Annotated in this window: 23 protein-coding genes and 2 pseudogenes; 10 read left to right on the top strand and 15 right to left on the bottom strand. The window is 59.2% G+C overall.

The window, feature by feature from the left end; all coding sequences use genetic code 11:
• Positions 1-6: 6 nt before the first annotated feature.
• From U0023_RS31850 to U0023_RS31895, 10 genes and pseudogenes are all read left to right on the top strand, one after another.
• Positions 7-1017 (top strand): ABC transporter ATP-binding protein, encoded by a 1011-nt coding sequence (locus U0023_RS31850; RefSeq protein WP_009490186.1) that lies wholly within the window; start codon positions 7-9, stop codon positions 1015-1017.
• On the top strand, positions 1014-1940 hold the full coding sequence (locus tag U0023_RS31855) for an ABC transporter ATP-binding protein (protein ID WP_009490184.1): 927 nt from the start codon (positions 1014-1016) through the stop codon (positions 1938-1940). Before U0023_RS31850 ends, U0023_RS31855 begins: the two co-directional genes overlap by 4 nt.
• Before the next feature lie 6 nt (positions 1941-1946).
• Positions 1947-4211, top strand: a complete 2265-nt coding sequence (locus U0023_RS31860) for a molybdopterin-dependent oxidoreductase (RefSeq protein ID WP_009490182.1) — start codon at positions 1947-1949, stop codon at positions 4209-4211.
• Between the two features lie 4 nt (positions 4212-4215).
• On the top strand, positions 4216-4707 hold the full coding sequence (locus tag U0023_RS31865) for a CMD domain-containing protein (protein ID WP_009490180.1): 492 nt from the start codon (positions 4216-4218) through the stop codon (positions 4705-4707).
• A complete protein-coding gene (locus tag U0023_RS31870; protein ID WP_009490178.1) occupies positions 4704-5282 on the top strand; it encodes a peroxidase-related enzyme in 579 nt (192 codons plus the stop codon). Before U0023_RS31865 ends, U0023_RS31870 begins: the two co-directional genes overlap by 4 nt.
• Positions 5283-5388: 106 nt before the next feature.
• Positions 5389-6888 (top strand): ABC transporter substrate-binding protein, encoded by a 1500-nt coding sequence (locus U0023_RS31875; RefSeq protein WP_009490176.1) that lies wholly within the window; start codon positions 5389-5391, stop codon positions 6886-6888.
• A gap of 85 nt (positions 6889-6973) precedes the next feature.
• Entirely contained in the window at positions 6974-8671 is a 1698-nt protein-coding gene (locus tag U0023_RS31880) for a DUF885 domain-containing protein (RefSeq protein WP_009490174.1), read from the top strand.
• Between the two features lie 22 nt (positions 8672-8693).
• On the top strand, positions 8694-9548 hold the full coding sequence (locus U0023_RS31885) for an alpha/beta fold hydrolase (protein WP_009490172.1): 855 nt from the start codon (positions 8694-8696) through the stop codon (positions 9546-9548).
• Between the two features lie 802 nt (positions 9549-10350).
• A complete protein-coding gene (locus U0023_RS31890) occupies positions 10351-11544 on the top strand; it encodes a cystathionine beta-lyase (protein ID WP_040638178.1) in 1194 nt (397 codons plus the stop codon).
• A 134-nt stretch (positions 11545-11678) separates the two neighbouring features.
• Positions 11679-11891 (top strand): annotated as a pseudogene (locus U0023_RS31895) (quinone oxidoreductase); the annotation flags it as partial.
• A gap of 425 nt (positions 11892-12316) precedes the next feature.
• Here the strand turns inward: U0023_RS31895 and U0023_RS31900 are convergent.
• The 15 genes and pseudogenes from U0023_RS31900 to U0023_RS31965 form a co-directional block, all read right to left on the bottom strand.
• The gene (locus tag U0023_RS31900; protein ID WP_009490166.1) at positions 12317-13159 is read right to left on the bottom strand and encodes a VOC family protein; all 843 of its coding nucleotides are present in this window, start codon (positions 13157-13159) and stop codon (positions 12317-12319) included.
• A 223-nt stretch (positions 13160-13382) separates the two neighbouring features.
• Entirely contained in the window at positions 13383-14621 is a 1239-nt protein-coding gene (locus U0023_RS31905) for a copper resistance D family protein (protein ID WP_009490164.1), read from the bottom strand.
• Between the two features lie 36 nt (positions 14622-14657).
• A pseudogene (locus U0023_RS35830) lies at positions 14658-14948 on the bottom strand (copper resistance CopC family protein); the annotation flags it as partial.
• Positions 14949-15010: 62 nt separating this feature from the next.
• Positions 15011-15550, bottom strand: a complete 540-nt coding sequence (locus U0023_RS31910; RefSeq protein ID WP_009490162.1) for a YcnI family copper-binding membrane protein — start codon at positions 15548-15550, stop codon at positions 15011-15013.
• A 23-nt stretch (positions 15551-15573) separates the two neighbouring features.
• Complete coding sequence (locus U0023_RS31915) at positions 15574-16368, bottom strand: ABC transporter ATP-binding protein (RefSeq protein ID WP_009490160.1); 795 nt, start codon at positions 16366-16368, stop codon at positions 15574-15576.
• Positions 16362-17372 (bottom strand): ABC transporter permease, encoded by a 1011-nt coding sequence (locus tag U0023_RS31920; protein ID WP_009490158.1) that lies wholly within the window; start codon positions 17370-17372, stop codon positions 16362-16364. The genes U0023_RS31915 and U0023_RS31920 overlap by 7 nt, the downstream gene beginning before the upstream one ends.
• A gap of 10 nt (positions 17373-17382) precedes the next feature.
• Entirely contained in the window at positions 17383-18450 is a 1068-nt protein-coding gene (locus tag U0023_RS31925) for an ABC transporter substrate-binding protein (protein WP_009490156.1), read from the bottom strand.
• Between the two features lie 77 nt (positions 18451-18527).
• Positions 18528-19634 (bottom strand): LLM class flavin-dependent oxidoreductase, encoded by a 1107-nt coding sequence (locus tag U0023_RS31930; RefSeq protein ID WP_009490154.1) that lies wholly within the window; start codon positions 19632-19634, stop codon positions 18528-18530.
• A gap of 21 nt (positions 19635-19655) precedes the next feature.
• Positions 19656-20819: an acyl-CoA dehydrogenase family protein gene (locus U0023_RS31935; RefSeq protein ID WP_009490152.1), complete on the bottom strand. Its 1164-nt coding sequence runs from the start codon at positions 20817-20819 to the stop codon at positions 19656-19658.
• Positions 20820-21260: 441 nt separating this feature from the next.
• Positions 21261-21788 carry a HupE/UreJ family protein gene (locus U0023_RS31940; protein WP_009490150.1) on the bottom strand — a complete coding sequence of 176 codons (528 nt, stop codon included), beginning with the start codon at positions 21786-21788 and terminating at the stop codon, positions 21261-21263.
• Between the two features lie 54 nt (positions 21789-21842).
• Positions 21843-22352 carry a cupin domain-containing protein gene (locus U0023_RS31945; protein WP_009490148.1) on the bottom strand — a complete coding sequence of 170 codons (510 nt, stop codon included), beginning with the start codon at positions 22350-22352 and terminating at the stop codon, positions 21843-21845.
• Between the two features lie 31 nt (positions 22353-22383).
• The gene (gene msuE, locus U0023_RS31950; protein ID WP_009490146.1) at positions 22384-22986 is read right to left on the bottom strand and encodes an FMN reductase; all 603 of its coding nucleotides are present in this window, start codon (positions 22984-22986) and stop codon (positions 22384-22386) included.
• Between the two features lie 46 nt (positions 22987-23032).
• A complete protein-coding gene (locus tag U0023_RS31955; protein ID WP_009490144.1) occupies positions 23033-23728 on the bottom strand; it encodes a peroxiredoxin-like family protein in 696 nt (231 codons plus the stop codon).
• Between the two features lie 69 nt (positions 23729-23797).
• Positions 23798-24175 carry a 4Fe-4S binding protein gene (locus U0023_RS31960; protein ID WP_009490142.1) on the bottom strand — a complete coding sequence of 126 codons (378 nt, stop codon included), beginning with the start codon at positions 24173-24175 and terminating at the stop codon, positions 23798-23800.
• A complete protein-coding gene (locus U0023_RS31965) occupies positions 24172-25761 on the bottom strand; it encodes an FAD-binding protein (protein WP_009490140.1) in 1590 nt (529 codons plus the stop codon). The genes U0023_RS31960 and U0023_RS31965 overlap by 4 nt, the downstream gene beginning before the upstream one ends.
• Positions 25762-25815 lie beyond the last annotated feature (54 nt).

A 25815-nucleotide genomic window follows, 5' to 3' on the forward strand; every position in this document is an offset into this window, starting at 1 on the left:
TCGCCGATGGCCCCGCTGCTCGAAGTTCGCAACCTGACCGTCGCCTTCGACACGCCGTCTGGCACGGTGCATGCCGTCAACGACGTCTCCTACAGTCTTGAAGAGGGCGAAACGCTCGGCATCGTCGGCGAATCCGGTTCGGGCAAGAGCGTGCATGCGCTGTCCATGGTGGGGCTGATCGCGACGCCGCCGGGCCGCATCGTCAGGGGTGAGGTGATCTTCAACGGCCGCGACCTCTTGAAGCTATCCCAGCGCAAACTCTTCGACCTGCGGGGCAAAGAAATCGGTTTCGTTTTCCAGGACCCGATGACCTCGCTCAATCCGGTTCTGACCATCGGGAGGCAGATTGCCGAGCCGTTGCGGCGCCATTTCGGCATGTCGGCGGCGCAGGCGCAGGCCCGCGTCATCGAACTTTTGGAACTCGTCGGCATCCCGGATGCAGCCCGCCGCGCCAGGCAATATCCGCATGAGTTCTCCGGCGGCATGCGCCAGCGCGTGATGATCGCCATAGGCATTTCCTGCAATCCGAAACTCCTCATCGCTGACGAGGCGACAACGGCGCTCGATGTCACCGTACAGGCACAAATCCTTGATCTCGTTCGCGACCTGAAGCGCAAGATCGGCACGACCGTCATCTGGATCACCCATGACATGGGCGTCGTGGCGGGTCTGGCCGATACCATACAGGTGATGTATGGCGGCCGCATCATGGAGCGGGGACCGGTTCGTTCTGTTTTCCATGATCCGCGTAGCGCCTATACCTGGGGGCTGCTCAAATCCCTGCCTCATGGTGGCAGGCGCGGAATTACACGCCTCTACCAGATCCCGGGCAATCCGCCCGACCTAACCCGCGAGCCGATCGGCGACCCGTTCGCCCCCCGCAACCCTTTTGCCACCGCTCGATGCAAGGTTGAGACGCCGCCGCTTGTCGAGGCCGCCGACAGCGTGCCCGGTCATCAGGTAGCCGCCTGGTACGACCTGCGCGCCGAGCTCGCAACTCAGGAGGCGCGGCCATGAACGAAAGCCTTTCAGCCAATTGCCAGTCGCTCGTTTCCGTCAACCGGCTGTGCAAAACCTACGGTGGTGTGAAGAGGTTCTTTGGCGCCACCACGCCGCCCTTGAAGGCCGTCAACAATGTGAGCTTCGATATCGCACCTGGCGAAACGCTCGGCCTTGTCGGCGAGTCCGGCTCGGGGAAGAGCACGACCGGGCGGGTTCTGCTGCAGCTCGAACAGCCGACGAGCGGGGAGATATCGTTTAAGGGCAACAACATCACAGGTCTCTCCAAGCCGATGCTGAAACCCTACCGCCGCGACATGCAGATCATCTTCCAGGATCCGTATGCCTCGCTCAATCCGCGCATGGCCGTGGGTGAGTTTGTCGGCGAGCCGCTTGACGTGCATGGCTTGGCCGGGTCCCGCTCGGAACGGGAAGGCCGGGTCGCCGCGCTCTTCCGGAAGGTTGGTCTCGATCCGGCGTTCATGAAACGGTTCCCGCATGAATTCTCGGGTGGGCAGCGCCAGCGTGTGAACATCGCAAGGGCAATCGCACTCAATCCCGCCTTCATCGTTGCCGACGAGCCGATTACCGCACTCGACGTTTCGATCCAGGCGCAGATCGTCAATCTGTTCCAGGACCTCCAGGACGAGTTGGGCCTCACCTATCTGTTCATCGCCCACGACTTGTCGATGATCCGTTATCTCTGCCATCGTGTCGCGGTGATGCTGCGGGGCCGGATCGTTGAGATCGGCCCTTGCGAAGCGATCTTTGAGAACCCGCAGCACCCCTATACCAGGGCGCTCCTCTCGGCGATCCCAGTTCCGGATCCGGATATCGAACGAGATCGCCATCCGATTTCCTTTGACGTCAACGCCAATCTCCCGCCGGAAGCGGCAATTTTGCGGTCCGTCGACGAGGGCCATTTCGTGCTGGAGGCCTGAAGCGAGATGCACCTGTTCGCAACACACTTCGGTACCTACGAAGTAGCCGCGAACGCGGTCGGAAAGCCATGTCTCAAGCCGTTCCGGCACGATCCTGATCCGGCCGAGATGGGGCTCGGCTACCTGGACCTGGCCGATCATCCGGAACGTATCCGTGTCCCTATGGTGCGGCGTTCCTGGCTGGACAAAGGACCGCTTGCCGGGACGAGCTCGGAGCGGGGCAGGGAGGATTTTGTCGAGGTCTCCTGGGACAAGGTTTCGACGCTCGTCGCCGACGAGCTTCGCCGGGTGCATTCCACCCATGGTGGCCAGGCGGTCTTTGGCGGCTCCTATGGCTGGGCCAGTGCCGGACGGTTTCACCACGCCCAAAGTCAGCTGAAGCGATTGCTCAACCTGGCTGGGGGATTCACGTCCTCGGTCAACACCTATTCCTATGGTGCGGCAGGCGTGCTTTTACCTTACATCCTCGGGCCGGATTACAAGGATGCCTGCGATACCTCGCCGTCATGGAGCGATATTGCCGAGAATTGCGAGTTGCTCGTCGGCTTCGGTGGCTTCCGGCTGACAAATGCGCAGGTCGAAGCGGGCGGGACCGGCAGCCATCGCGCGGTCGAGTGGTTACGGCGCTGTCAGCAGAGCGGCGTTCGTATCGTCGTTTTCAGCCCGGCAGCCAGCGATGCTCCGGCGGGACCGAACGTGCGGCATATCCCGTTGCGCCCGAACACCGATACAGCCGTCATGCTTGGCATGTGCCATACCCTGCTGGCAAAAGGCCGCGTCGATCGGGAGTTCCTGAAGCGCTGCACGGTCGGCTATGCGGAGTTCGAACGCTATCTGAAAGGAGATGCAGACGGCATTGCCAAGGATGCGGCCTGGGCTTCGAACATCTCTGGTGTACCGGCGGATGTCATCGCGGAGGTGGCCGACGACCTGCACTGCAACCGAAGCCTCGTCAATGTCGCTTGGTCATTGCAGCGGGCGCGCTTCGGCGAGCAGCCTTTCTGGGCGGCGATTGCTCTTGCCTCAGTGGCAGGCCATGTGGGCACGCGAGGATGCGGATTTGCCTTCGGGCTGACGGCCGTCAACTCCGTCGGACAACCGGTCCGTCGGCTTAAAGGTCCAGTCTTCGAGCAGGGTGAGAACCCGGTCCGACATTACATCCCCGTGGCACGTATCACCGAGCTTCTTGAAAGCCCCGGTAGCCGCCTCGCATATAATGGCCGCAGCCTCGAACTGCCGGACATCCGCCTTGTCTGGTGGGCGGGCGGCAATCCGTTCCACCACCATCAGGATCTGAACCGTTTGGCGGAAGCCTTCCGCCGACCCGAGACCGTCATCGTCACCGAGAATATGTGGACGGGTACGGCCAGGATGGCGGACATCGTCCTGCCATCAGCCTTTCCGTTCGAGCGAGACGATGTGGCAGCGTCGTCCCGCGACAACTGGCTGGTCTACAGCAGACGCGTCATGGATCCGCCGGCAGGCGTCCTCACCGATCACGAAGCCTATTGCTTGATTGCCGCAAAGCTCGGTTGCCTGGAGGCCTTCAATGGAGGGCTCGGTACGAACGAATGGCTGGCGCGAGTTTACGAAGGGTATCGTGACCGGTATCCCGAGTTGCCGGACTTCCAAACCTTCAAGATGTGCGGCTTTGCGGCACTCGACGAGGGCGAAGAAGCACCTGCGCCAGCCGATCATTTTGGCCGCTTCGTTGCGGATCCACAGTCTTCGCCTTTGAGGACGTCGAGCGGCAGGATCGAGATTTCTTCCGAGATAGGCAACTTCGGTTACCCGGATATCGGCCGCCATCCTGTCTGGATGCCGCCGGAAGAATGGCTTGGAGCACCCCTCGCGCGGCAGCATCCCATTCACCTCCTATCCCCGCAGCCGGCACACCGGCTGCATGGGCAGCTGGAACACAGCGTAGCCAGCCAGAACGCGAAACTGAATGGCTATGAGCGGTTCACGCTAAACCCGGCCGATGCCGCGCTACTAGGACTGCGGGATGGCCAGCTCTGCGAACTCTACAACGATCGTGGCCGGACAATCGCAGCCCTAACGCTCAACGCCGGGCTGATCTCAGGTGTCGCGGTGCTGCCGGCCGGTGGCTGGTTCCGCCCCGATGACCAGGGCGTCGATCATGGTGGCAACCCCAACACCCTAACTGCAATCACACCGGCATCGCATCTTTCGCAGGCGACCGCGCCGAATTCCTGTCTGATATCGATCCGCCCCTGGTGCGCACCGACAGACAAACAAGACGAGGACTGAAGATATGGATCAGATCGATGTACTATCCGGGCTGACACCCGAATCTGAACTTTACCACATCCGCCGCGAACGACCGGAGTACGTTGAAGGCACCGAGGCCTGCCGGGAAACCGTATTATCTCCCAACCATGGCTTTGACCTTAGCCATGTCCTTCGTGCGGCGCTGGCGGCCCGCATGGCGCGCTTTATCGGCCGCGCGGACTTGGCGCATAGCTACACCCGAAGCCTCAACGAACAGTCAAACAGCCAAGCACTATCTGCAGTCGCTTCGGGAGCGGAACTTCCAGTTGATACAGATGATTTTCTCCTGGCAATTGTCCGCCATGTCGATCTGGTGACAAAAACCCCGCGCGACAGCACAAGGGACGACATCGAGCGTCTCAAGGCTGCCGGGCTTAGCAACCCGCAGATTATCGCTCTTTCCGAATTGATTGCTTTCGTGAATTTTGAGGCGCGTGTCATCGTTGCACTAGAAATGCTGGAGCAGGTTGCATGAGCACGTCGCGTTTCAAGGTAAAACCCCTCTCTTGGGCGCCGTATATCGAGCCTGTCGAGGTTGCGTCTGCGACGGACGAGCAACTTGCGGCCATGCAGGTGACCCCGTCTAACACAAAAGTCTCACCTTATGTGAGAACGCTGGCGCACGACCCGGAATCGTATGTGGCGCGAACGAGACTATTCAATGCGATCATGTATGCTAAGGGCGGTCTCGACCGCGCCGAGCGGGAACTCGGTGCCCTGGTAGCATCCACGGTCAACCGCTGCATCTACTGCGCCTCGGTCCATGCCCGCCGCTACGTTGAACTCGCCGAGCGTGATGACGTGGTCGAACAGATTTACCTCCGCGGGCTTGAAGGGCCGTTCGAACCCAAGGTTCAGGCGATTGTCGATTTCTGCAGAACGCTGTCTGAGACACCATCGCATGTGACGAAGGAACAGGTACAGGCGCTGCGCGACAACGGTCTTTCTAAAGCGGAGATCGTGGACCTCATTCATTCGGCAGCGATTTTCGGCTGGGCGAACCGACTGATGCATACACTCGGCCACTCGACCCCGGTCGAAGGAAAGTAAGGCACCCCGCTATTCTCAATAGCGCCTGGGATACGAACGTTTGTTCCTGTCGTAGTTCGGCAGCTGAATGAAGAAAACCAATCCTTGAAGCGAATGGAGACGGAATATGAAACAGAAGATCATTTCGGTAACAACCAGCTTGGCGCTGGGCGCTCTTATGGCCTCCACGGCCCTCGCACAGGAAAAGACGCTAACGGTTGCGGTCGCGAACACAGTGAACACGTTCGACCCGCACATGACCGCGTCGGTCGGTACCGACCTTAGCCTGCTCAGCCATATCTATCCCTCGCTCGTACTGCGTGGGCCTGACATGAAGATCCAGCCGGCTGTGGCCACAGAATGGAGAAACGTGGACGACCTGACCTGGCGGATCAAGCTGCGCTCGGACGCTTCGTTTGCCGATGGCGAAAAGATCGACGCGGAACTGGTCAAATGGAACTTCGACCGCGTCCGGGACCCGGCGGTTAACGCCCGCATCAAAGCATGGTTCACGCTCATCTCGGACGTTAAAGTCGTCAGCCCTACCGAATTGGAGATCAAGACGAGCGCGCCTTACCCCGCGCTCATCGAGCAACTATCGATGTTCTTCCTGCTGCCTCCAAAATGGGCGGGCGAGCACAAGCCAGGAAACGAGACCACGTCCGGAGGACCGTATAAGATCACTTCCGTCAAACCAGGGGAAAGCATTACACTTGAGGTCAACGAGAAGTACTGGGGCCAGAAGCCTGACTTTGCCAAGTACACGATCCGCGTCATCCCGGACGCTGCAAGCCGCGTCGCGGCATTACTCGCTGGTGAGGTAGATTTCATCAACTCGATTCCGACGACTGAGATCGAGCGCATTAAGGCTACTGGCAATGCACAGGCGGGAGCTGTGCCGAGCACTCGCACCGTGTTCATCAAGTTCAACACGCAGAAAGCACCGCTGGACAACAAGCTGTTTCGACAGGCTTTGAACTACGCGGTCGACAAGGAAGGCATCGTCAAGGCGATCTTCAACGACCAGGCTGAAATCGCCCGGTGTGAAGTCATGTCGAAGGCCTACTTCGGCTTCAACCCAGATCTAAAACCTTATCCCTATGACCCAGACAAGGCGGCCGAGTTGTTGGAAAAGGCCGGAGGCGCGCCATCGCAGCCGATCGAGCTCGAGGTTCCGTCCGGCACCTATCTCAATGGCGAGGAAGTGGTGCAGGCCGTCGCCAGCCAGTTGGAGGAGATCGGCGTCAAGACAAGGATCGTCGAAATGCAGTTCAGTAACTGGATGGACAAGTACCTGAAGACGAAGGATCTCGGCCGCCTTAGCCTGCTCAGCCAGGCATGGCCGACGATTGACGCAGATGGACTGCTGACCCTGTTTGAGCCCGGCAACATGTATGCCTACTGGGACAACGCCGAATTTGGCCGCCTGCTCAAGGAAGGCCGCTCCACCATGGACCAGGCCAAGCGGCTCGCGACCTACAAGAAGGCGACAGAAGTGATGTGCGACGAGGCGCCAGTGCTGTTCCTCTACACGCAGCCGACGACCTATGGTCTCTCGAGGCGCATCACCTGGGCAGCGCGTGGCGACGACTGGGTTCGCGCTTTCGACATGAAGCCCGCAAACTGATCCTTGAAGGGCCCCGCACCGGAGGAGGGCGGGGCCCTGAGGTCGCCTCCATCGGGCGGCCCTCCTCTTCCGATCTGGGAATGCGATGCCGAACGATGCTTGTGCCGCAGACAAGACACTGGCCGACATTGCGGCGCGCGAATGGAGTTTTCGCCGCCGCCATGTGGTGCGCGAACTCGGCGCCTATGTGCCCCTGCGCGGCGAACTTCCGAAGGCTGATGTGCCGACGCAGACCGAAAAAAGTCGATTTTGGACGGCGATCCTGCAGGACCTGGCTGAAATCGATGGTACTGCTCTGTCCGATGCCGGGCAGGAAGACCTGCTTGTACTCCGTCATCAGGTCGAGGCGCTACTCAGGTCGCAGCAGTTTCGGGACTATGAGCGACCCTTCAATGGATTTACCAGCTTCTGGGACGATACGGCGGCCTCGATACGCGAGGAGACCTTCGACCAAGAACAGAAATATCGGCATGCCATCACCCTGATGCGCGACATCCCCCGATATTTCCGGGAAAACATCGAGAACATGAGACTTGGATTGATGCGCGGCTTCAGCCAGCCGTCGGTTGTCCTTCCGGCCGTTATCAAAACAATTGAGGCTGTGCTGGCGCAGCATCCCGTCGACACAGACTACTTCAAGCCGTTTCTTGCCTTTCCGCCCCAGATACCCCCTGGGACACGAGACGAGCTGAGAAACGAGGCATTATCCGCTATCAATGACGCCGTCCTTCCGGCCTTCGCCGACCTTCTTGATTTTATGCGCGCGGTCTACTCGCCCGCCGCAACGCAGCGGATCTCTGCGGCCCAGCTTCCTGATGGCCCCCGTTACTACGAGGTGAAGGTGCGCGAGTTCACGACGCTGGAGATCGGTGCAGAGGAAGTTTACGATACGGGTCTGCGGGAAGTGGAGACCTGTCGCGAGAACATGATGGCGGCCATGCGCGCCACCGGGTTTTCAGGAAGCTTCGCTGACTTTCTTTCGTTCCTGAAGTCTGATCCCCAGTTCTATGCAAAGTCGGCCGAAGAGTTGCTCATGCGAGCTGCTTGGATCACAAAAAAGGTAGAAGGCAAGCTCGACAGGTTCTTCGGCCTTCTGCCACGACGCCGCTTTGCGATTGAGAGAGTACCCGACGCTATCGCACCAGCGTATCCAATGGGTACCGGCGGCCCCGGCCTTTATCTCGTGAACACCTACAATCTTACGGCACGGCCGCTCTACATCCTGCCGGTCCTGACGCTGCACGAGGCGGTACCGGGACATTGCTTCCAGATGTCCCTTGCCGCGGAGAACAAGAGCCGCCCGGCCTTTCGGTCTGAGACCTACGGAATCGCCTACGGCAACGCCTGGGCGCTGTATTGCGAAAAGCGGCTCGGAGTTGCAATGGAAATCTACGAGACTCCTTACGAGCTGTTCGGCATGTGGAGTTTTCTTATGCTCAGAGCGGTACGGATGGTCGTCGACGTCGGAATTCATGCAAAGAGCTGGGAATATGAGCGCGCCAGCCGGTACATGGCTGAGAATACAGGCCTCCCTGCGCAGGTGGTAGGAGCCGAACTCAATCGCTACATTAGCTGGCCGGGCCAGGCGCTGGGATACTATCTCGGCATGATCGCGATTGAGCGCGCTCGTGACACCGCGGAGCAGGTACTCGGCGAGGACTTCGATATCCGCGAGTTTCACGATCGCATTCTGGCTCTGGGCCCAGTGCCAATGTCCGTGGTCGAGACGACGATTGACCTTTGGATCCGAGAAAAGCAATCCCTGCAAATTCACCTCGCTTAGTAATCTATTGGGGACGACATCAATGCCGACAATTACTCTAAACGACGCGACCTTTGTCTATGATGATGCGGGCGATCCCGATGCCGAGACCATAATCGCGCTGCACGGCGGCCGTGGCATCGGAGACCGGCGCGGCGAGTTCAACGCCTATAAGGCTCTCTCGGACAGGTACCGCGTCATTGCCTACGACCAGCGCGGCTGCGGAGAGACGAGCCTCACGCCTCCCTATACGTTCGAGCAGCTGGCCGATGACGTCGAGGCATTTCGCATCAATCTATGCGGCGGACGCAAGATCATCCTTGAGGGTGGTTCATTCGGCGGCATGATTGCATTGACCTATGCCGTCAAATACGGCCACAACCTTTCCCGGCTGATCCTGCGTGGCACGGCGGCGAGTTATCACCATGAAGATGACGCCATGGTTGTCTTCAAGCAGCGCATCCACAAGGCCTCAAGCGCGTCTCTCGATATGCTCGACAAGATGTTCTCGGATAGGGTGAAGGACGATACCGAGCTGAGGCTGATCTGGCTGGCGTTGCAGCCTCTCTACTACGAGAATTTTGATCCCGATGCAGCGCTCGAACGGACGCGCACGATGCATCTGCACGCCGAAACCCACAACGCGCTGTTCAAGGAGCGGCGGTACGATCTGCGCGACAAGCTGAAGGATATTTTAGTACCGACACTGGTGATCTGCGGCGCTGAGGATTGGATCTGCCCGCCGAACCACTCCCGACTGATCGCTGAGCGCGTACCGAGGGGCGAACTTCTCGAAGTTCCGAACGCTAACCACGCTGTGCATGTCGAGGCGCCCGAGATCGTCATTTCGACAATACGGGAATTTTTGACACGGACAGCAGTCTGGGGTTTAGGGTAGATTCGACTTGGACTGGCCCATATCCCCAGTCTCTGAGACAGCTGCGGCACTCATTGGACAACCTTCACGGAACTGAGACAGAGCCAGTCTCGGACGTCATGGTCCATGCTAAAGTCTCACGGGATCGGAGTAACGCCTCTGTTGAAGAAGAATTCGACAGAGGTTCTTAGAGAAGAACAATTGTTCCTCTTTGAGCCTTCAAACCATGAAGATCTTCTATTGACGAAGAACCATTCAGAGCAGCTCGTATTTTCGAGACGAGACCACTCTAACATAACGTTCGTTAGAAAGAACATCCTGGTTGACAGACCGGAATGGTGAAACCAACATAACCGTGCTGATCAGGAGGGTTCGCCGCTTGAACAGCCGCGGTGATCTGATGGTGAGCAGCTTGCGCCGCGTAATCAAACACTGGAGCGCCACGGAGCCTGTGCTGCCCCGTGGTCCTAGGCCTAATGCAAGGATAACTGGTCGTGCATGCTCCGTCCGCCCGAAACCACCTTCTCTCCTGTCGTTGGCGCATGAGCACCTGTTACAGCACGCGTCATCGAGATCGGCAACATGACCGCCGGTATCGCTGTTCCGGAGCAGGGTGGCTATCGCTTCTTATCTTCACAGCCTTCCTTCGATGCTCTCGACGGGCGCCGCTTCCGCAGCTTGAAGCAAATCACTCCTGCGGCTCACGAGCGCTGGCGGCGCAACGGACAACCTTCCCGTCCTGGAGCGCCATCTTTCTGGGAACCCGCTGTAGTGGGGCTTCGGCTCGTTCATTCTTCCAGAGAAACACAACATGGCAAAACAGATGAAGGTGACGGACGACCATTCCATTAGGGTCGGTCCAAACACGCAGCTCATTCGGGCCGGGTACAGTCCCTTTGATTATCACGGTTTCATCAACCCGCCGACGGTGCGTGCCTCAACGGTCCTGTTCCCCGATGCCCGCACGATGGAAACCCATGGACAGAAATACACATACGGGACACGCGGCACCCCAACAACCGATGCTCTCTGCGAGGCCATCAATGAGCTCGAAGGAGCGGCGGGCACGATCATTCTTCCTTCCGGCCTTGCTGCCGTCACGGTAACTTTTCTGGCGTATCTCTCGGCCGGCGATCACGCCCTGGTCGTTGATACCGTCTATGGCAACGTCCGCCACTTTTGCGATTCGATGCTGACCCGGTTCGGCATCGAGGTCGAGTACTACGACCCATCCCTCGGCGCTGCGATTGAGACCTTGTTCAAGTCGAACACCAAACTCGTGCATACCGAAGCACCGGGATCGAATACGTTCGAGATGCAGGATATTCCTGCAATCGCGGCTGTCGCTCACAGGCACGGCGCCGTCGTGACGATGGACAACACCTGGGCCACCCCGATCAACTTCCGGCCACTCGATTTTGGCGTGGATGTATCCATTCAAGCGTCAACGAAATATCCTGCAGGTCACGCTGACATCTTGATGGGAACCGCCTCAGCCAATGCCAAGCACTGGCACCCGTTGCAGCAGGCCCATGGAGAACTTGGTATCTGCGGCGCTGCGGACGATGCTTATCAGGTTCTCCGCGGTCTTCGGACAATGGGGGTGCGCCTTGAGCGCCATCAGGCGAGTGCTCTCGCCATTGCAGAATGGTTGGAGTCACGGGACGATGTCGCGCGCGTTCTCCACCCGGCTCTGCCGAGCTTCCCGGGGCACCATATCTGGAAGCGCGACTTCAATGGTGCAAGCGGTGTCTTCTCCTTTGTCTTGGCTGTTTCAAGGGGGCAGAACTTCAGAGCCAAGGCACAAGCCTTCTTGGATGGCCTGTCGCTGTTCGGGCTCGGCTATTCATGGGGAGGATTTCAGAGTTTGGCACTCCAAGTCGGTTTGGACGAGCGCCGGATCCTGCGCGCGCCAGACGACGGGCCCGTCATCCGGCTCCAGATCGGGCTTGAGGACGTCGCCGACCTAAAGACCGACCTCGTGAGGGGATTTGACGCTGCGCGCGAGATTTTTTGAAACAGGATCGTCTCGCACGATACACAAGCAACTTCTCTGCTCCGGTGTAGGACCTCAGATCGCACTTCGTTTTCCTGCAGACCTTCAATGTTCCCTGAGATGAAACTACGATTTAGCACTTAGGAGACGGCATCATGGCTCACGCTGTTCGCTTCTATGAAACCGGAGGGCCTGAGGTTCTCCCCTGGGAGGAGGTCAAGGTTGGTCAGCCAGGACCAGGTGAAGCCTGTATTCGGCACACGGCGATCTGCCTGAACCATGTCGAGACCTATGTGCGGTCTGGCCTGTATCCCGCATTCCTTCCGAGCGGCCTCGGTACAGAGGCCGTCGGCGTAGTCGAAGCGGTTTAACTTCGCCGGGCTCTGCGCCCGCCTTTTTCTTGTCTACCAATTCAAGTCCTTGATGTGTCTAGCGAAAATCTGGCTGTGCCGAATCTCGACTTTTGGTCGTGGACCCAGCAGCGTGCGAGCCAGCTGGCCCAGTCGCTTTTCCCCCGAAAACGAGTTTCCTATCCATTGCAACTATAAGCTGTTGAAACACGCGCCTCTATCCCAAAGGCTCGCCTCTATACCAATCCAAGGTTGATTCCGCACTCAGTCACAGAGCCATCGTCAGCGATTTTCCAGGTACCAATATTGCTGCAGAGCGGCTTGCAACGGCCATCGTCGCAACCCTGTTCCACAAAGACCCGTAGGTTACTCGCTTAAGTCTGGAGGAATTCAATGAGCCAAAACTCGAAGGGCCACCATCCTTCGTGCGCTAAACCGCTGCCTCACTCGACGAACGCAAGGGCCACGCCGCCAGCCTCGCTGGCAGGTACGACAACGCGATCCGACGTTGCATGCGCACCAGCAATTTGCCCGGACCTGAGACTTTCGAAAACCAAATCAAGGGAGCGTGTTCGGAGCGTCAACGCTATCATACGATCACCCTGACTTGTGCTGGTCGCTGCCGCGCCGGCAAAGCGCCTGTCGACCTCAGCAGGGCTGAGAAACTTAATCGTCGCCCGGCCCGCCTGCAATGCATGACCGCCAGAAACCTCGGTCACCGCTTCAGACTCAAAGATCGTCCGATAGAGGTCAGCTGTCTTCGATGGGTCGTCGGCCACGATTATGAACTCAATGATATCAACGACGCCGTTGGGATGCTGGCGCCACTCGTCACGCCAGACGAGTTCTGGTGTGAAATGATGGCAGAAGAAAACACGGCCGTTCGGGATCAGCTGTGACCCAAGCCTCACAACCCGAAACGCCGCATCCCGGGTGCCGCCCGGGAGGGAGACGGGACGCGAGAACTCGGCCGGATTCTCGACAGGCACGCCTTTGTCGGCAAGGGCGGTGTGAAGAGCCAGGGAATCTGTTGTCTTGAATACCAGCCCTGTCAGGCCCAATGGATGCTTCCACAGATCCGCCCGTTCGGTTTGTCGTCCAGGTTCATACCCGAGCAGTTCGAGGTAGTTCTCGCCGAAGATTGCGAGATGATTGCTCGATCCTAACGTGTGGTGCCCCCGCTCGGTCAGCTGAAACCCCAGACGTCGGTATAGATCAGCCGCGAAATCGAGCTGATCGAGCACGTTGATAACCACATGGTCGAGCGTTGGTATGATCTGCCTCATTGTTATGCCCTTCAGTGCTCAGTTACAGGTTCGCTGACACGTCTCCAACTTGATCCAACAGCATCCGCCACCACGATCGTGGCCCAAGTTAGATTGGAAGAGGCACCACCTGCTGCTTCAAACAAGCCGTTGCGAAGGAACCAGCAGGTTTGCATAGCAGTGAGATGTGCCTTGGAGGCTGCCGGGCGTCAGCACGCCAAACCCAGCCACTGTCCACCAAACGTTAAGAGGTCCCCTTAGCGATGTCGAAGACGTCAGTCAGGGTGACTGACCGGAACTCCGTGATCAGCAGCGTCACGCGAATAATCCAAAACCCGTCGAGAGGCAGCACGAACCCATCACCGAGATAGACGTCCCCTTGCTGGCGTGCCTCGCGAACAAAGGGACCAATCCCGTAAGACGGCTTGTCGAGTTCAATCTTGACGCTAAGCGGCTTTACTCGTTCGCCGCCAATCCGAATTTCACTGACTTCGATCCTGAGCGGACCGACTACCGGCGGCTTGGCTGTCAGTGTTGCACTGACTCCATCTTTACTGATCTTGGTGTATTGCACGGCAACGTCAGATGGAGCTAAGAGCAGCGCACGCGGAGGGGGTGTAAAGCGCCATAATCCGAGCACCGCGATCACGAGGCTGCCGAGTACGATCTCAGTGCTCGCACTGCGGATGAGCCACCGTGTTGCACGCCGGTCGTCCGCAATCACAGCTTCCGTCAACCAATACCGGTTGACTAGAGCTAAGAACAGAATTGAGATGACCAGGGCAAGTTTGACCAGAAGCACGACGCCATAGTCCGTCGTCCAGAGCGCCGATACGGTCCGAACCTGAACAACCGCCAACACCAATCCTGAAGCCCCGAGGATGGCGACAATCCCCGGAACTGAGGATGAGAACTGTCGCAGGATCCATGACGCATCTGATCGTTCTCGGGTCAATGTCACGACAAGTGGGATGAGGGAGCCCATCCAGAGCAGGACTGCAACGACATGCAGGAATACTGCGAGTGTCGTGAGCCCCCTCGGCGGCGCCGTCGCAGCATGACCCGCACTCGCGCTCGCCACTCCGGTTAGGAGCAGTGCTGTCAATGACAACAGGACGCCCGCGCTGGATGTGTATTTGAACAATCGGGCCGCATAGGCCACTGTCAGTGCAGTCGCTGCAATCAAAATTGACCCGCCGTAACTCGTTGCATACAGTCCAGCCTTCCAAACCGCTGCCGTCAGCAGATCAGGGAGCGGCGCGCCCAATGAATCGAGGCCTTGGAGCGCGAGTAGGGGAAGAGTGGAAACCAGGCCGGCGCAGAGTGCGACCGAAATAATCGTGTCTCCCGCCTTGGGGTCGTAGCGCCCAATCAGCGTAAAGTATCCGACCCCGCCAACACCAATAATCAGACTAAGCATCAAGATAAACCGGGCCGACCAGAGTCCGACACGAATGATCGGATCGGATTGCCCGACACTCATCGGCGCGGCTCCACTGGAAGTCCCGACTGAGAACACCAAGCCGCCTCCAATCGGATGCCCGTCTCCTGAGGCTACTCTCCATGATAAGGTATAGGTTCCGTGCTCAAGACTATCCGGAAGCGTAAGTCGTATGTCAGAGCTCTTCTCACCGATCTCCTTCAAAACTACCATCTGGCCACTCGGCTGCACAAGGCGCGCAACCAATGGTCTAACCGGCTCGGAAAACGTCAGTGTGACCGTTCCTGGTGCCGTTGCGACAAGGATTCCATCAGCTGGATCAGAGCGGATTAGTTGGGCGTGCGCATACGCAGTGCCTGCCGACAGCATAAGCCCAAGGGCAGCGAAGCAGATGACTGCCAGAAGCCCTAATAGCTTTGGAACACGAACACTCACGGGCCAGGACGAATTTTAACCGATGGCGCAGGATACTTGAGTTCGCTGGCGGTCCGATCGGATTGCGGGACCTCAATCCAACGCTGCGTTCCGGATTCGCATTGCTGAACAACGGGAACGAAGATCTCCGATGCTGGAATGCTGTCACGAACCTTTGCACGAAACACGAACTCGTCATAGTGCGCGTCGTCAAGCTTGCCCTCGGACCACGTGATCTCCCGAATCTCTGCCCCGTGGCCACCGTGGGCATCGATCTCCGCGTCAGCTGCGGCCACCCGCTTTTCCTCGACCTTGCTGGTCAACAACCAGCCTGGCTTTGGCTGCGGCTTGATCTCCGCCAATTCCGGTGGAAGCGCGACCTTCAAAGCTATAGTGGGAGAACCAGCACACCCGTGAGGAACCACAAGCACGAACTTGACGGTGCTGCCAGCCCTCACCTCTTTATTGTCAAGGCTGACGTGAGCCTGAGCACAGAGAGGGACGATCAGTGCAGCGGCTCCAAGGAACGTTTGCACGCCAAATTTGAGGTTTCTCATACTAAACTCCATTGAGCTTAAGACTACCAAGTCGAGGCCAGACCGAGGTGGACCAATGCCTCCCGCCGAAGCTCGCTGAGACGTGGGTCGCCGCGATGGCGCGGATAGGGAAGATCAACCGTCAAATCGGCAACAATGCGCGCGGGCCTCGGCCCAAAGATCAGCACGCGTTGAGCCAGGAAGACTGCTTCCTCGACATCATGGGTCACAAGGACTGCAGTCAGGCCAGCTCGCTGCCAGAGGTTGACGAGTTCTGTCTGCATCGTCAGCCGCGTGAGGGAGTCCAGCTTTCCAAGCGGTTCGTCGAGCAGCAAAAGGCGTGGATCGTTCACCAGCGCGCGGGCAAGTGCCACACGCTGCGCCATTCCGCCGGACAGTTGATGCGGATAAGCTTTGTCGAAGCCTTCAAGCCCCACGAGCCGAATGGCTTCGTCGATACGGGATTTCGACGTCCTCAGTATGCCTTGGGCCTCCAGCCCCAACGCTACATTGTCCCAGACAGTCCGCCACGGGAAGAGGGTCGGATCTTGAAAGACGAGAATCCGGGAAGGATCTGGGTCTCCGACTGGTGACCCATCAACCCGAAGCTGACCCTTGGTGGGATGATCGAGGCCAGCCAGCAGACGAAGAAGCGTTGACTTTCCGCACCCCGAGGGACCGAGCAGCGCCACGAACGACCCCGGCTCGATCGAGAAGTCCACATCATCAAGGACCGGCAGTGGGTCTCCTTCCAGCTCGAACTGATGGGAAAGGCCTGAGATATCGACCCGCTGGCCCACCGCAGGCGGGATCGTCCGGTTCAAAGCCGTCGCTACCATCTGACGAGCCCTTTCTGCCATGAGAGCGTCCAGTCACGCACCCGAAACAACACGGTAATCAGCGTCGAGCACATCAGCGCCATCACTAGAAGGGCTGCATACATGTTGTTGTAAGCGGCCCACCCTTGGGCCCACTGCAGGTACCATCCGAGACCAGCCTTGACGCCCAGCATTTCTGCCACGACGAGAACTGCAAATGACGTCCCGAGGCCCATGAACAGCCCGACGAACACATGTGGCAAGGCGGCAGGAATTGCGACCTTGAGAATCAGGAAGCCAGGCTTGGCGCCCAAAGTCCGAGCGATGTCATAATAGTCGCGATTGACACTGGCGATTCCTGACCACGTCAGGATCGTCACCGGAAACGCGGTGGCCAGCGCGATGAGGAACACGCTTGCTGATCCGCTTGTGGGGAAGATGAAGAAGGCAAGCGGGAGCCACGCGGTCGCTGGCAGCGGGCCTATGATCCTAAGGACTGGATGCACCCAGTAGCTCGCTGCCTGCGACCACCCGATCGTCACGCCAAGGACGAACCCGGTGAGCGACCCAAAGAAGTAGCCCTTGGCCAGCAAAACCAACGAGTACGAGACGCTGATGCCCAATCGGCTCCAATCGTCCAGGAAAACTTCGAGAATGCTCTGGGGAGACGAGAAAAATGGGACCGGCAACAGACCCGTTTTCGCGGTTACAACTTCCCAGGCGATGAGACCCAAAGCGGCAGCGATTGCCCAAGCGCCGTAATAGCGGACTGTCGTCGCAACAGCACCCAGTGCCCGCCCTGTGAGGGTAACGATGATCAGGACAAGAGAGATCGCAACTGCGATCAACGCAAGCTCGCGGCCGTAGGGTTGCGGAACCGTTTCGGGCCAAAGCTCGATGACGGCGGCGGCGGCAATCCAAGACGCGGCCGCCACCAATCCGAGGCCCCAAAGGGCAGGGCGGGTTCTAATTGACGCGCCCTGCTCGACAGCGCCTTTGGAGAACGCCGGTTCGATCAAACTCATCGTCCGCTCCTCATGCCGTCAGGACATCGGCGAAGACGCGCTCCGCGAATTTTTCCGGATCCGTCGATTTCTTGAAGACGCTGACATCGCGGAGCTCTTGGGCATACAGTGCGATCTCCTGACGAAGATCCGCGCCCGTGGGATTATGGCCATGCGTTTGATCAAGCAGGACGCCGACGAGATCCTCGATGCTCTTGTCTTTGGGAGCATTGGGCAGGAAGACCCGAGCGGCATCCTCAGGCCTTGCAACGGTCCAATCCTGCGCCTCCAGAAGGGCACGAGTGAGCGCAGCCGCTGTCGGCTTGTCCTCACGCACCAAACGCCCTGTGAGACCAACGATGCAGCAGACGCGGTTTTCGAAACCATGATCGAGATTGGACGCAATCTGGAGGTATTTCGGGTCTCTGAGCCAGAAGTAAGCTTTTGGATCGCCGTCTGCGATAGCATCGATCTCTCCCTTCTCCGCGGCGAGCTGCAGCAACTCACCCGGGTACTGCCGCCACTCCACGTCGGCGACGGGATCGAGTCCTTCCTTGTGCAGCAGAATTGAGAAGAAGTTCTTTCCGGGGCTGGCAAGATCGGAAATACCGATCTTCTTGCCCTTCAATTGGCTGAGATCGGTGATCCCCGCTGACTTCAACGCGACAAGCCGTGAGCAGCCGCCGTGAGTGCCAGCTGTGATCTTGACATCGAAGCCCTGCTCAAGGGCTTTTAGCCAGCGCAGCGCCATACCGACGCCGCCGTCGGCCTTCCCGGTCGCAATCGCCTCAAGCAACGCCTCCGTCGAGGCACCGAAGTTCACGAGTTCGACGTCGAGCCCATACTTCTTGAAAATACCATGCTCGAGCGCCACAAACACCGGCGCGAGGCAGATTGCGGTGGCATTCGTCGCAAACCTGATCTTCTTCAGCGGCCCTCCAGCAGGGACCGATTGTGCCGCAAGGTTGCCGATCGACAGCGCGCCCAGTGGGGCCGCAAGTCCGAGTGCTCCCGCTGCCTTGAGAAATGCCCGGCGATCGGTTCGGTTGATCGCAGTATCATTCTCCGCTCGGGTCGCAGTCTTCTGAATCCAGCTCATCGTCAGTCTCCAATCATCGGCCTGATGGGTGATTTCACAGTCAATGTGGGTCGGAACGGCTCTGTCTGTCGCTTTTCTCACGCCGCCGCTTCGCGAGGCGCTGCCTTGTCACGCTGAGCAACAAGTGCACGGACACGCGGGATGAGATCACGGCCGTATTGGAAGGCATCCTCGAGTGGATCGAAGCCACGAATGAGGAAGGTCGTGATGCCCAGGTCGTAATAGTCAAGCATAGCGTCGGCGACTTGATCCGGCGTCCCAACCAGCGATGTCGAGTTGCCGCTGGCCCCAGTCAGAGCGGCGATCTCGGTCCAAAGGCGCTTGTCCAGCCGAGTTCCCTGTGCCGCAGCGGCCAACAGGCGACGCGATCCCTCGTTCGGCGGCGCCTCGGAACCGTTCCTGATCAAGCGTTCGCCGCCAGCAGCACGAAGCGCTTTGGCACGCTGGAGGATCCGATCAGCTTTTGCCCATGCCGCCTCTTCGGTTTCCGCGAGAATGGGGCGGAGGGAGAGACTGAAGCGAGGAGCCCGCCCAAAGGGAGCCGCGGCCGCACGTACGCGCTCAATGGTCTCTGCGACCTGTGCGTAGGTCTCACCCCAAAGCGCATAAACATCGGCGTGCTTGCCTGCCACTGCGAGCGCCGCTTCGGACGAGCCGCCAAAGTAGACGGGGATTCCGTCCGGGCCTTGCGGCTTCACCTCGGAGAAGCCACGCACGACCTTATAGTATTTCCCGTGATAATCGAACGGCTGCTGGCTCGTCCATTCCTGCCGGACAATGTCGAGATACTCACTGGTGCGGGCGTATCGTTCGTCCTTCGTCAGATGATCGCCATCCTGCGCCAGCTCCTGATCGTTCCCGCCGGTGATGATATGGACGGCGATCCGGCCGTCGCTCAAATGGTCAAGGGTCGCCAATTGCCGGGCCGCAACCGTCGGTGCCGTGAACCCGGGCCGGTGGGCGATCATCAGCTTGAGGTGGCGTGTGATGGATGTCACATACTGCCCCACCAGAATGCTTTCCGGCGAGGTGGAGTGGAATGCCAGCAGCGCCCGGTCGAATCCTCCATTCTCGTGAATGGCAGCTGCCGCGGCGATGTGTTGGCGGTTGATGACGGGGCCTGAGCGGGCAATGGCCTCCGACGCATTGAAGTTCCCGATGTACCCGATGAATTCAATTGGCATAAGATCCTCCGAGAGAGTGGACTAGAGACCTAAGGCGAGCAGACCGGCACTGGTCCGGGCCGTGTCTTCCTGGGGGCTGTGAATGCGACCACAGAGAACATCGCGATAATGACGTTCGAGGGGGTTGGCGCGCGAAACGCCGTGATTGCCCGAGAGCTTCAGTGCTTTTTCGACCGCGGCAATGGCGTTTTCGGTGGTGACCACTTTAATGAGACCGGCCTCCGACTGGCTTAAAGGACGCCCCTCATCGACATCCCTTGCTGCGGATCTGATCAGGCGTCGACTGACAGCAAGCAGCTCCTCGATTTCTCCAACGGCCTGTTGGATGCGGGGTACCGTCGCAAGGGATCGACCAAGGTTGCTGGGAACACGGTCCTTTAAGAACCGCACGAGCCAATCACGCGCCGCTTCAGCGATACCAGTATAGAGGGCTCCGGGCAGGATTCCGAACCAGGACGCTTGTCCCTCCCGGGTGGCCCACTCAGAGGGCGCCCGAATATCAACGGCATGGTCGAGGGGAACCCGCACCTCGTCAAAGACGACATCGTGGCTTCCCGTGGCACGCATACCTATTGGGTTCCAAGTCCTCTCGATCCGGACACCTGGGGCTTGGACTGGGACCAGAAAGCCTCCCACACGGGGCTCATCCTCGTCTGTTTTCGCCCAAACGATGGCCCACGTGAGACCTTCCGCGCCGGTTGAGTAGATCTTCCTTCCGCTGATCAGCCATGCCTCGCCAACGCGTCGTGCTGTCGTGTCCGGAAGCCCGCCGCGGAGCGGGGTGCCAAGGGCAGGCTCAACACGAAGTGCATTGATCAATGCACCACGCTCTGTCGCATCGCGGGCAACGGCGCGGACCAGATGCTCCGGCCACCGCCCTTTGAGCAACTGTGCCAGATTGATGTACTGCATGATCAGGATCAACGCCGTCGAGGGCTCACCCCGGGCAATCTCCCGGATCACCTCAGCGGCTTCGGTGAGTCCCGCACCAGAGCCGCCCAGTTCAACAGGCGCGGTCAATGCAACCAGACCAGATTGATGCAGCAGACGGAAGTTTCCGGTTGGGAATGCTCCAGTGAGATCGAGATCAGCCGCACTCTCCGCGAAGATGGATGCCAGCCGGATTGCCGCATCAACGTGATTTTCGGACGCCGCAACGCGGGGGCGGAGTGAAGTCGCCGTCATCGATGCATTCCTTCTGGAATTGACACGCTCAACAAGCACCGAGCGGCTAGACTTTCTACCAACGAGGTTGCCTGCCACGCGCCTATTCTTGAACCCGTATCGCTTTACTTATACTGTGCTTACAGCCATAAGCTTAGGATCGAGAGTGTCGAGAATAATACGCTTTGTCAAACGAAATGTTCTTCTAAAAGAACGAAGAAACTGAGCGTTTTTTTCTTTTCACCGCGTGTCGTATGCGCATCTTCAACTTTGATGGCACCATCCCAAAGCATTTCCGACGAATGGCCAGGGCGATCGCCTTGCGGTCTGATCGATGGTGATGCCTCGTCATGGACAGGTCAGTCGAAAACCGGTCCATGACGATAAGGTTCTGTATTGTACGCTTCCGAATGCGCTGGTGATCAAGTTCTTTGTCTGCCCTGTCACCGACGCGGACCCTCCCTAGTGCTTCGCTGCTTCAGTACGAGCGAGCACCCAGCGCGCGATGCGGGCACCGGAGAAAATGAGAACGCATGTCGCTGACAGGAAGCCAACGGAGTACAGAGTCGGACTGGCCCCCTCCGTCAGTTCCGCCCCATGGGCGAAGCCATGAGCGAATGCGAACACAGCGCAAAGCGCAGCTGCGATCACCATCGGCGGTTTGACCCGGAAAGCGATAGCTGCCCAAAGCACAGGAATTGACATGAGAATCCCCGCCTCCACCATCGGGAGCGCCAGCCTAGTCATAGCCGCCAAAGCACCTGCAAGCATCGCGACCAGGAAGGAGATGGGGAGAAGGGCAAGCGCACGCTGCCCGAGTAGACGGGCCCACAGTCCCACGGCGACCATTGCCATTAAGTGATCGGCGCCTGTGAGAGGATGCGCCAGACCTCCGAAGAAGCTGGCGCTGCTTCCGACACCGGTATGAGCAAGTGCAGGAAAGGTCGCCAGCAGGGCGACAAGGATCGATGTGACGCGGATAGAGTTCATGAGGAGATCCGGCGCTGATGATTTCGGGAATGGCCAGGCTGTTATGCCCATCGTTCAGGGCTGCTTGTGAATCGGGTCGACCCAGTAGATCTCCTCGGGCGTTTCGACCGGGTCGATATCTGTGATATTGACGACAACCGCTTCATTATCCGATCGCACGAGAACACACTCGAGTGGCTCGTCTGGGCTGGCGTTGATCTCTTGGTGCGGGACATACGGTGGCACGTAGATAAAGTCACCCGGTCCCGCCTCCGCCACATACTCCAGATGGTCTCCCCACCGCATGCGCGCGCGGCCGCGTACCACGAAAATGACGCTCTCGAGTTCACCATGATGATGCACCCCGGTTTTGGCATTGGCTTGGATCGAGACCGTACCGGCCCAAATCTTCTGGGCGCCGACTCGGGCGTGATTGATTGCAGCCTGGCGGAACATGCCTGGCGTTTGGGCCGTATTGGAGTCGAGTCTGTCGCCTTTGATGACACGAACGCCGTCGTGCTTCCATCGCTCCTCGGCTTCATGAGAATGGGATGGGTCGCCGTGGTCGTGATGATGATCCGTCATGGGTCCTTCTTTCGATATCCGTGATGATTTATCAAACAGCCGCTCGGACAGACCTACGCGTGTCGAGGGACGGCGCCCAATCAGCGCGGGTACCCTCTGAACTATCCCCGATCAGCCTGACGAGTTGTGCCGCAGCCTCGTTCGCTCGCCCTTGAATCCCACTATCGTTCAGCTTCCCATCCTTGAAGTCCGCATCGCTCGCATAAACAGCCGTCGGGACGGTCAGGGCTGCGAAGAAGCCGAAGAGAGGCCTCAGGACGTGTTCAACCACGAGAGCATGACGGGGGCCGCCGCCGGTTGCAGTGATCAAGACCGGCTTTCCCGTAAGAGCCAAGGGGTCCACGAGGTCGAAGACATGCTTGAAGAGCCCTGTATAGGCGCCTTTGTAAACGGGCGAACCGATGATCAAGGCGTCGGCCTGTTCAATGGCATCAATAACCCGCTTTGAGGGGAGCGATAGCTCCTGCCTACTCGTGGCTGAGCCAAGGCCTGGTGCGGCATCCACGACGTCGAACAGGTCGAATCGGTAAGGGCGGTCAGCCACAACCGCCGCACCGACGGTCTCGACAAGAGACCTGGTCTTTGACGGACGGTGCAGGTTCCCCGAGAACCCAACAATATGAATCGTGCTCATGGTATTCCTTTTCAACTCAGAAATTGACGGTGGGGAGCCCTGCGCCTTAGCCCTGTGCCGCAAGCTTTCTGTCGGCAACCAAACGGGCAACGACATCAACAATGGCCTCGGCTTCGGTGCGTTCGAGCCAGTCCGGGCTCACATCCGCAAAACGAACGATGCGGTCTTCGTCGATCACGACCACGGCAGGCATGGGCAGTTCCCATGTCCCGGTCCCTGTGATGTCCCCGATGGGCTTTCCTTTAGCGAGTGCCGCCGTTTGAGAGGCTTCATCAAAGGTGTAGAGAATGTTGAAGCGGCGCGCGAGGTTCGCATCCTGGTCCGAGGCCACATCAAAACTCAATCCGCGCACTCTCTTGATGTCGACAAGACGCTCAGGGATCTGCGGGCTGACGGCAACGAGCCGAACGCCCAACTCAGACAGGGGGCGAGCAAGGTGCTGCTCGTAGTAGGGTAGAGCGATGTTGCAGGCAGGGCAGCCGGCGAAGCGGAAGAAGACCAGCACGACGGGACCTGAGGCGACAAGCTCCTCGAGCGAGAGCGTTCCACCTTCGACATCAAGCAAACTGAATGTTTCCACCACATCGCCGGGCTTGACGATGCTGGCTCGGTCGATGGTTTCGGTGAGGAGCTGGCGTTGATTGACATTGACGGCGAGGTCCTCGGGCGCCCAGGTCGCGACGCGCTCGGTGTGAAGAGCCGCAAGGCGTCCGTTCAACGATTCGGAGATTGAAGAAGGCATCGTATTGTCCTCTGCGGGATGGGAGGGTTTTGGTCACCCGTGAATCGAGATCTGACGGAAGATGAATGGCTAACGATCGTCTCGAGTCGCTCCTCCAGCAGCGGCCATATCTCTGGCGCGCAGGAAGACACTCTCCATCCGCCAATGTTCGTTGGGGTAACGAGGATCGCCAGCCCATTCATGCCAGCCGTGATGGCGTCGGAACTCGCCGAGAAGGCCCGAGGCGACGATCGCAGCCTCATCAGTCGGAGTTGACCCCTCGCAATCCGGAGCAACATAGATCGCATCCGGCTCGCAATAGAGTTCACACATGAAGCAAGTCTGGCAGTCATCCTTCCGCGCAATGAGCGGAGGCCCGCCAGGTACAGCTTCAAGAACGTTGGTCGGACAGACGCTGACACAGGTGTTGCAACTTGTGCATCGATCCGCAACAATGAGTTCGATCATGATGCGAGCTCCAAGGCTTGCCTTTGATCGCCTCTGGTCCAGACCGTACCCAAGCCGCCAACCAGAATGCGATGGTTGAACTGTGCTTCGGTTGTTGGCCGGTCCTCCCGTTGGTGCATGCCGCGGCTTTCATCGCGCGCCAATGCCGAAGCGGCACACCAGCGGGCCGTCGCCAGCATGGCGGCGACTTCTCGGGTCCGGAGCCGATGCTCGCCCACACCAAGGGCCTTGGCGGAAACATCGCGCCACGCGCGCTCCAGGACGTCAACGGAATGCCGAAGGCGCCCACCGTCGCGAAAGATGTTCTTGTTATATGAAAGCATTTCATCTTGGACCAGGTTCAGGCATTCCCGCAGATCCACATTGGCTACAGATCCGGCAGGGCGCAGACCCGCCTGACCGAGCGCATGTCCAGGGCTTGCCGGGCCATTGGCCTTGGCAAACCGCGCAGCACCCGCGCCAGCCCACTGCCCGGACGAGACGGCCCACGCCGAGTTGATGTTTCCGCCGCCGGAGATCGCGCCAGCGACCAGCTCGCGGGTTGCCGCATCGCCAGCCGCATAGAGACCCGGGACAGAAGTCTGGCAGTCTTCGGTGGTGATCCTGAGCCCTCCGATCCCACGAATCGTCCCCTCACCGTGCAAGGTAACCTCGAAGCGGTCACGATAAGGATCGATGCCCCAGCGCCGGAACGGCAACAGAAAATTGGGGGAGATCGTCGGCACCCGCGCCCGGATATCGTCCGGGGTGCGATGAAGATCGCAGAAGACGCGCCCGCGCAACAGGGCTCGCGCGAGCGGCCGCGTCGTTTCCGGTCCTGCAGGTATCGGGATCACTGACCCACTCTCATCGTAGTAGGTTGCAAATGCATAGGACATCGACCGCGTCATGGTCGATCGGGCCGGAGCAACCGTATAGTAGCTCGTGAATTCCATGCCCGAGAGTTCCGCACCCGCTTCCGCGGCCATGAGGTACCCATCACCGGTGTTCGTGTGTGAACCCAACAAGCGTGACAGGAAAGACGTGCCGCCGGTCGCAAGCACGACGGCTCCGGCCTCTACCTGCCAATCCTCCCCCGTCTGGCGTCTGACGCCTCGAGCCCCACTCACGGATCCGTCTGGCCGCTGGATCAGTTCCAGCGCCGGGCTATGGTCAAGGACAGTGACACCCAAGCTATCGATGAGGTGGCGAAGCGCGCGCATGTACTCGGGACCGCGCAGTGCCCGATACTGAACAACCCCGTTTGGATCCCGAGAGAAGTCATAGAAGCCCTCGAGGGTCGGAAGCGTCGTCCACGTCTTATCCAGTATCCGTGCCATCCAACGCGGGTCGTTCAGGCCGAACCCGGTTTTCAGTCTGTTTCGGATCGCGGTCTCGCGAAGTTCGGCAGGATCGGGAGGGATCCACCAGTGACCGGGACCAGCGGTCGCGGTCACGCCGCTGGTGCCGCAGTAACCTTTGTCGACAAGAATGACGGAGGCCCCAGCACGCCGTGCCGCAGAGGCGGCCCAGGTTCCAGCCAACCCGCCCCCGATCACCAGCACATCAGCCGTCAGAGCAAGCATCTGCTGTTTGTTGTGGGCCATGGTCGAGATCCAACTGCGGTGTCGAAATGGAGGCGGCTGCTGCAGGGGTCGACT

The sequence above is a fragment of the Microvirga lotononidis genome (assembly GCF_034627025.1).
Lineage (GTDB): Bacteria > Pseudomonadota > Alphaproteobacteria > Rhizobiales > Beijerinckiaceae > Microvirga > Microvirga lotononidis.

Bases quoted from the DNA above. Each gene is read 5' to 3' on its own strand.
- U0023_RS31920 (WP_009490158.1), bottom strand. From the start codon at position 17,372: ATGAGTTTGATCGAACCGGCGTTCTCCAAAGGCGCTGTCGAGCAGGGC.
- U0023_RS31915 (WP_009490160.1), bottom strand. From the start codon at position 16,368: ATGGTAGCGACGGCTTTGAACCGGACGATCCCGCCTGCGGTGGGCCAG.
- U0023_RS31905 (WP_009490164.1), bottom strand. From the start codon at position 14,621: ATGAGTGTCGGGCAATCCGATCCGATCATTCGTGTCGGACTCTGGTCG.
- U0023_RS31860 (WP_009490182.1), top strand. From the start codon at position 1,947: ATGCACCTGTTCGCAACACACTTCGGTACCTACGAAGTAGCCGCGAAC.
- U0023_RS31945 (WP_009490148.1), bottom strand. From the start codon at position 22,352: ATGACGGATCATCATCACGACCACGGCGACCCATCCCATTCTCATGAA.
- U0023_RS31940 (WP_009490150.1), bottom strand. From the start codon at position 21,788: ATGAACTCTATCCGCGTCACATCGATCCTTGTCGCCCTGCTGGCGACC.
- U0023_RS31965 (WP_009490140.1), bottom strand. From the start codon at position 25,761: ATGGCCCACAACAAACAGCAGATGCTTGCTCTGACGGCTGATGTGCTG.
- U0023_RS31865 (WP_009490180.1), top strand. From the start codon at position 4,216: ATGGATCAGATCGATGTACTATCCGGGCTGACACCCGAATCTGAACTT.
- U0023_RS31900 (WP_009490166.1), bottom strand. From the start codon at position 13,159: ATGAGGCAGATCATACCAACGCTCGACCATGTGGTTATCAACGTGCTC.
- U0023_RS31875 (WP_009490176.1), top strand. From the start codon at position 5,389: ATGAAACAGAAGATCATTTCGGTAACAACCAGCTTGGCGCTGGGCGCT.
- U0023_RS31930 (WP_009490154.1), bottom strand. From the start codon at position 19,634: ATGCCAATTGAATTCATCGGGTACATCGGGAACTTCAATGCGTCGGAG.
- U0023_RS31850 (WP_009490186.1), top strand. From the start codon at position 7: ATGGCCCCGCTGCTCGAAGTTCGCAACCTGACCGTCGCCTTCGACACG.
- U0023_RS31885 (WP_009490172.1), top strand. From the start codon at position 8,694: ATGCCGACAATTACTCTAAACGACGCGACCTTTGTCTATGATGATGCG.
- U0023_RS31880 (WP_009490174.1), top strand. From the start codon at position 6,974: ATGCCGAACGATGCTTGTGCCGCAGACAAGACACTGGCCGACATTGCG.
- U0023_RS31910 (WP_009490162.1), bottom strand. From the start codon at position 15,550: ATGAGAAACCTCAAATTTGGCGTGCAAACGTTCCTTGGAGCCGCTGCA.
- U0023_RS31925 (WP_009490156.1), bottom strand. From the start codon at position 18,450: ATGAGCTGGATTCAGAAGACTGCGACCCGAGCGGAGAATGATACTGCG.
- msuE (WP_009490146.1), bottom strand. From the start codon at position 22,986: ATGAGCACGATTCATATTGTTGGGTTCTCGGGGAACCTGCACCGTCCG.
- U0023_RS31955 (WP_009490144.1), bottom strand. From the start codon at position 23,728: ATGCCTTCTTCAATCTCCGAATCGTTGAACGGACGCCTTGCGGCTCTT.
- U0023_RS31935 (WP_009490152.1), bottom strand. From the start codon at position 20,819: ATGACGGCGACTTCACTCCGCCCCCGCGTTGCGGCGTCCGAAAATCAC.
- U0023_RS31870 (WP_009490178.1), top strand. From the start codon at position 4,704: ATGAGCACGTCGCGTTTCAAGGTAAAACCCCTCTCTTGGGCGCCGTAT.
- U0023_RS31855 (WP_009490184.1), top strand. From the start codon at position 1,014: ATGAACGAAAGCCTTTCAGCCAATTGCCAGTCGCTCGTTTCCGTCAAC.
- U0023_RS31890 (WP_040638178.1), top strand. From the start codon at position 10,351: ATGAAGGTGACGGACGACCATTCCATTAGGGTCGGTCCAAACACGCAG.
- U0023_RS31960 (WP_009490142.1), bottom strand. From the start codon at position 24,175: ATGATCGAACTCATTGTTGCGGATCGATGCACAAGTTGCAACACCTGT.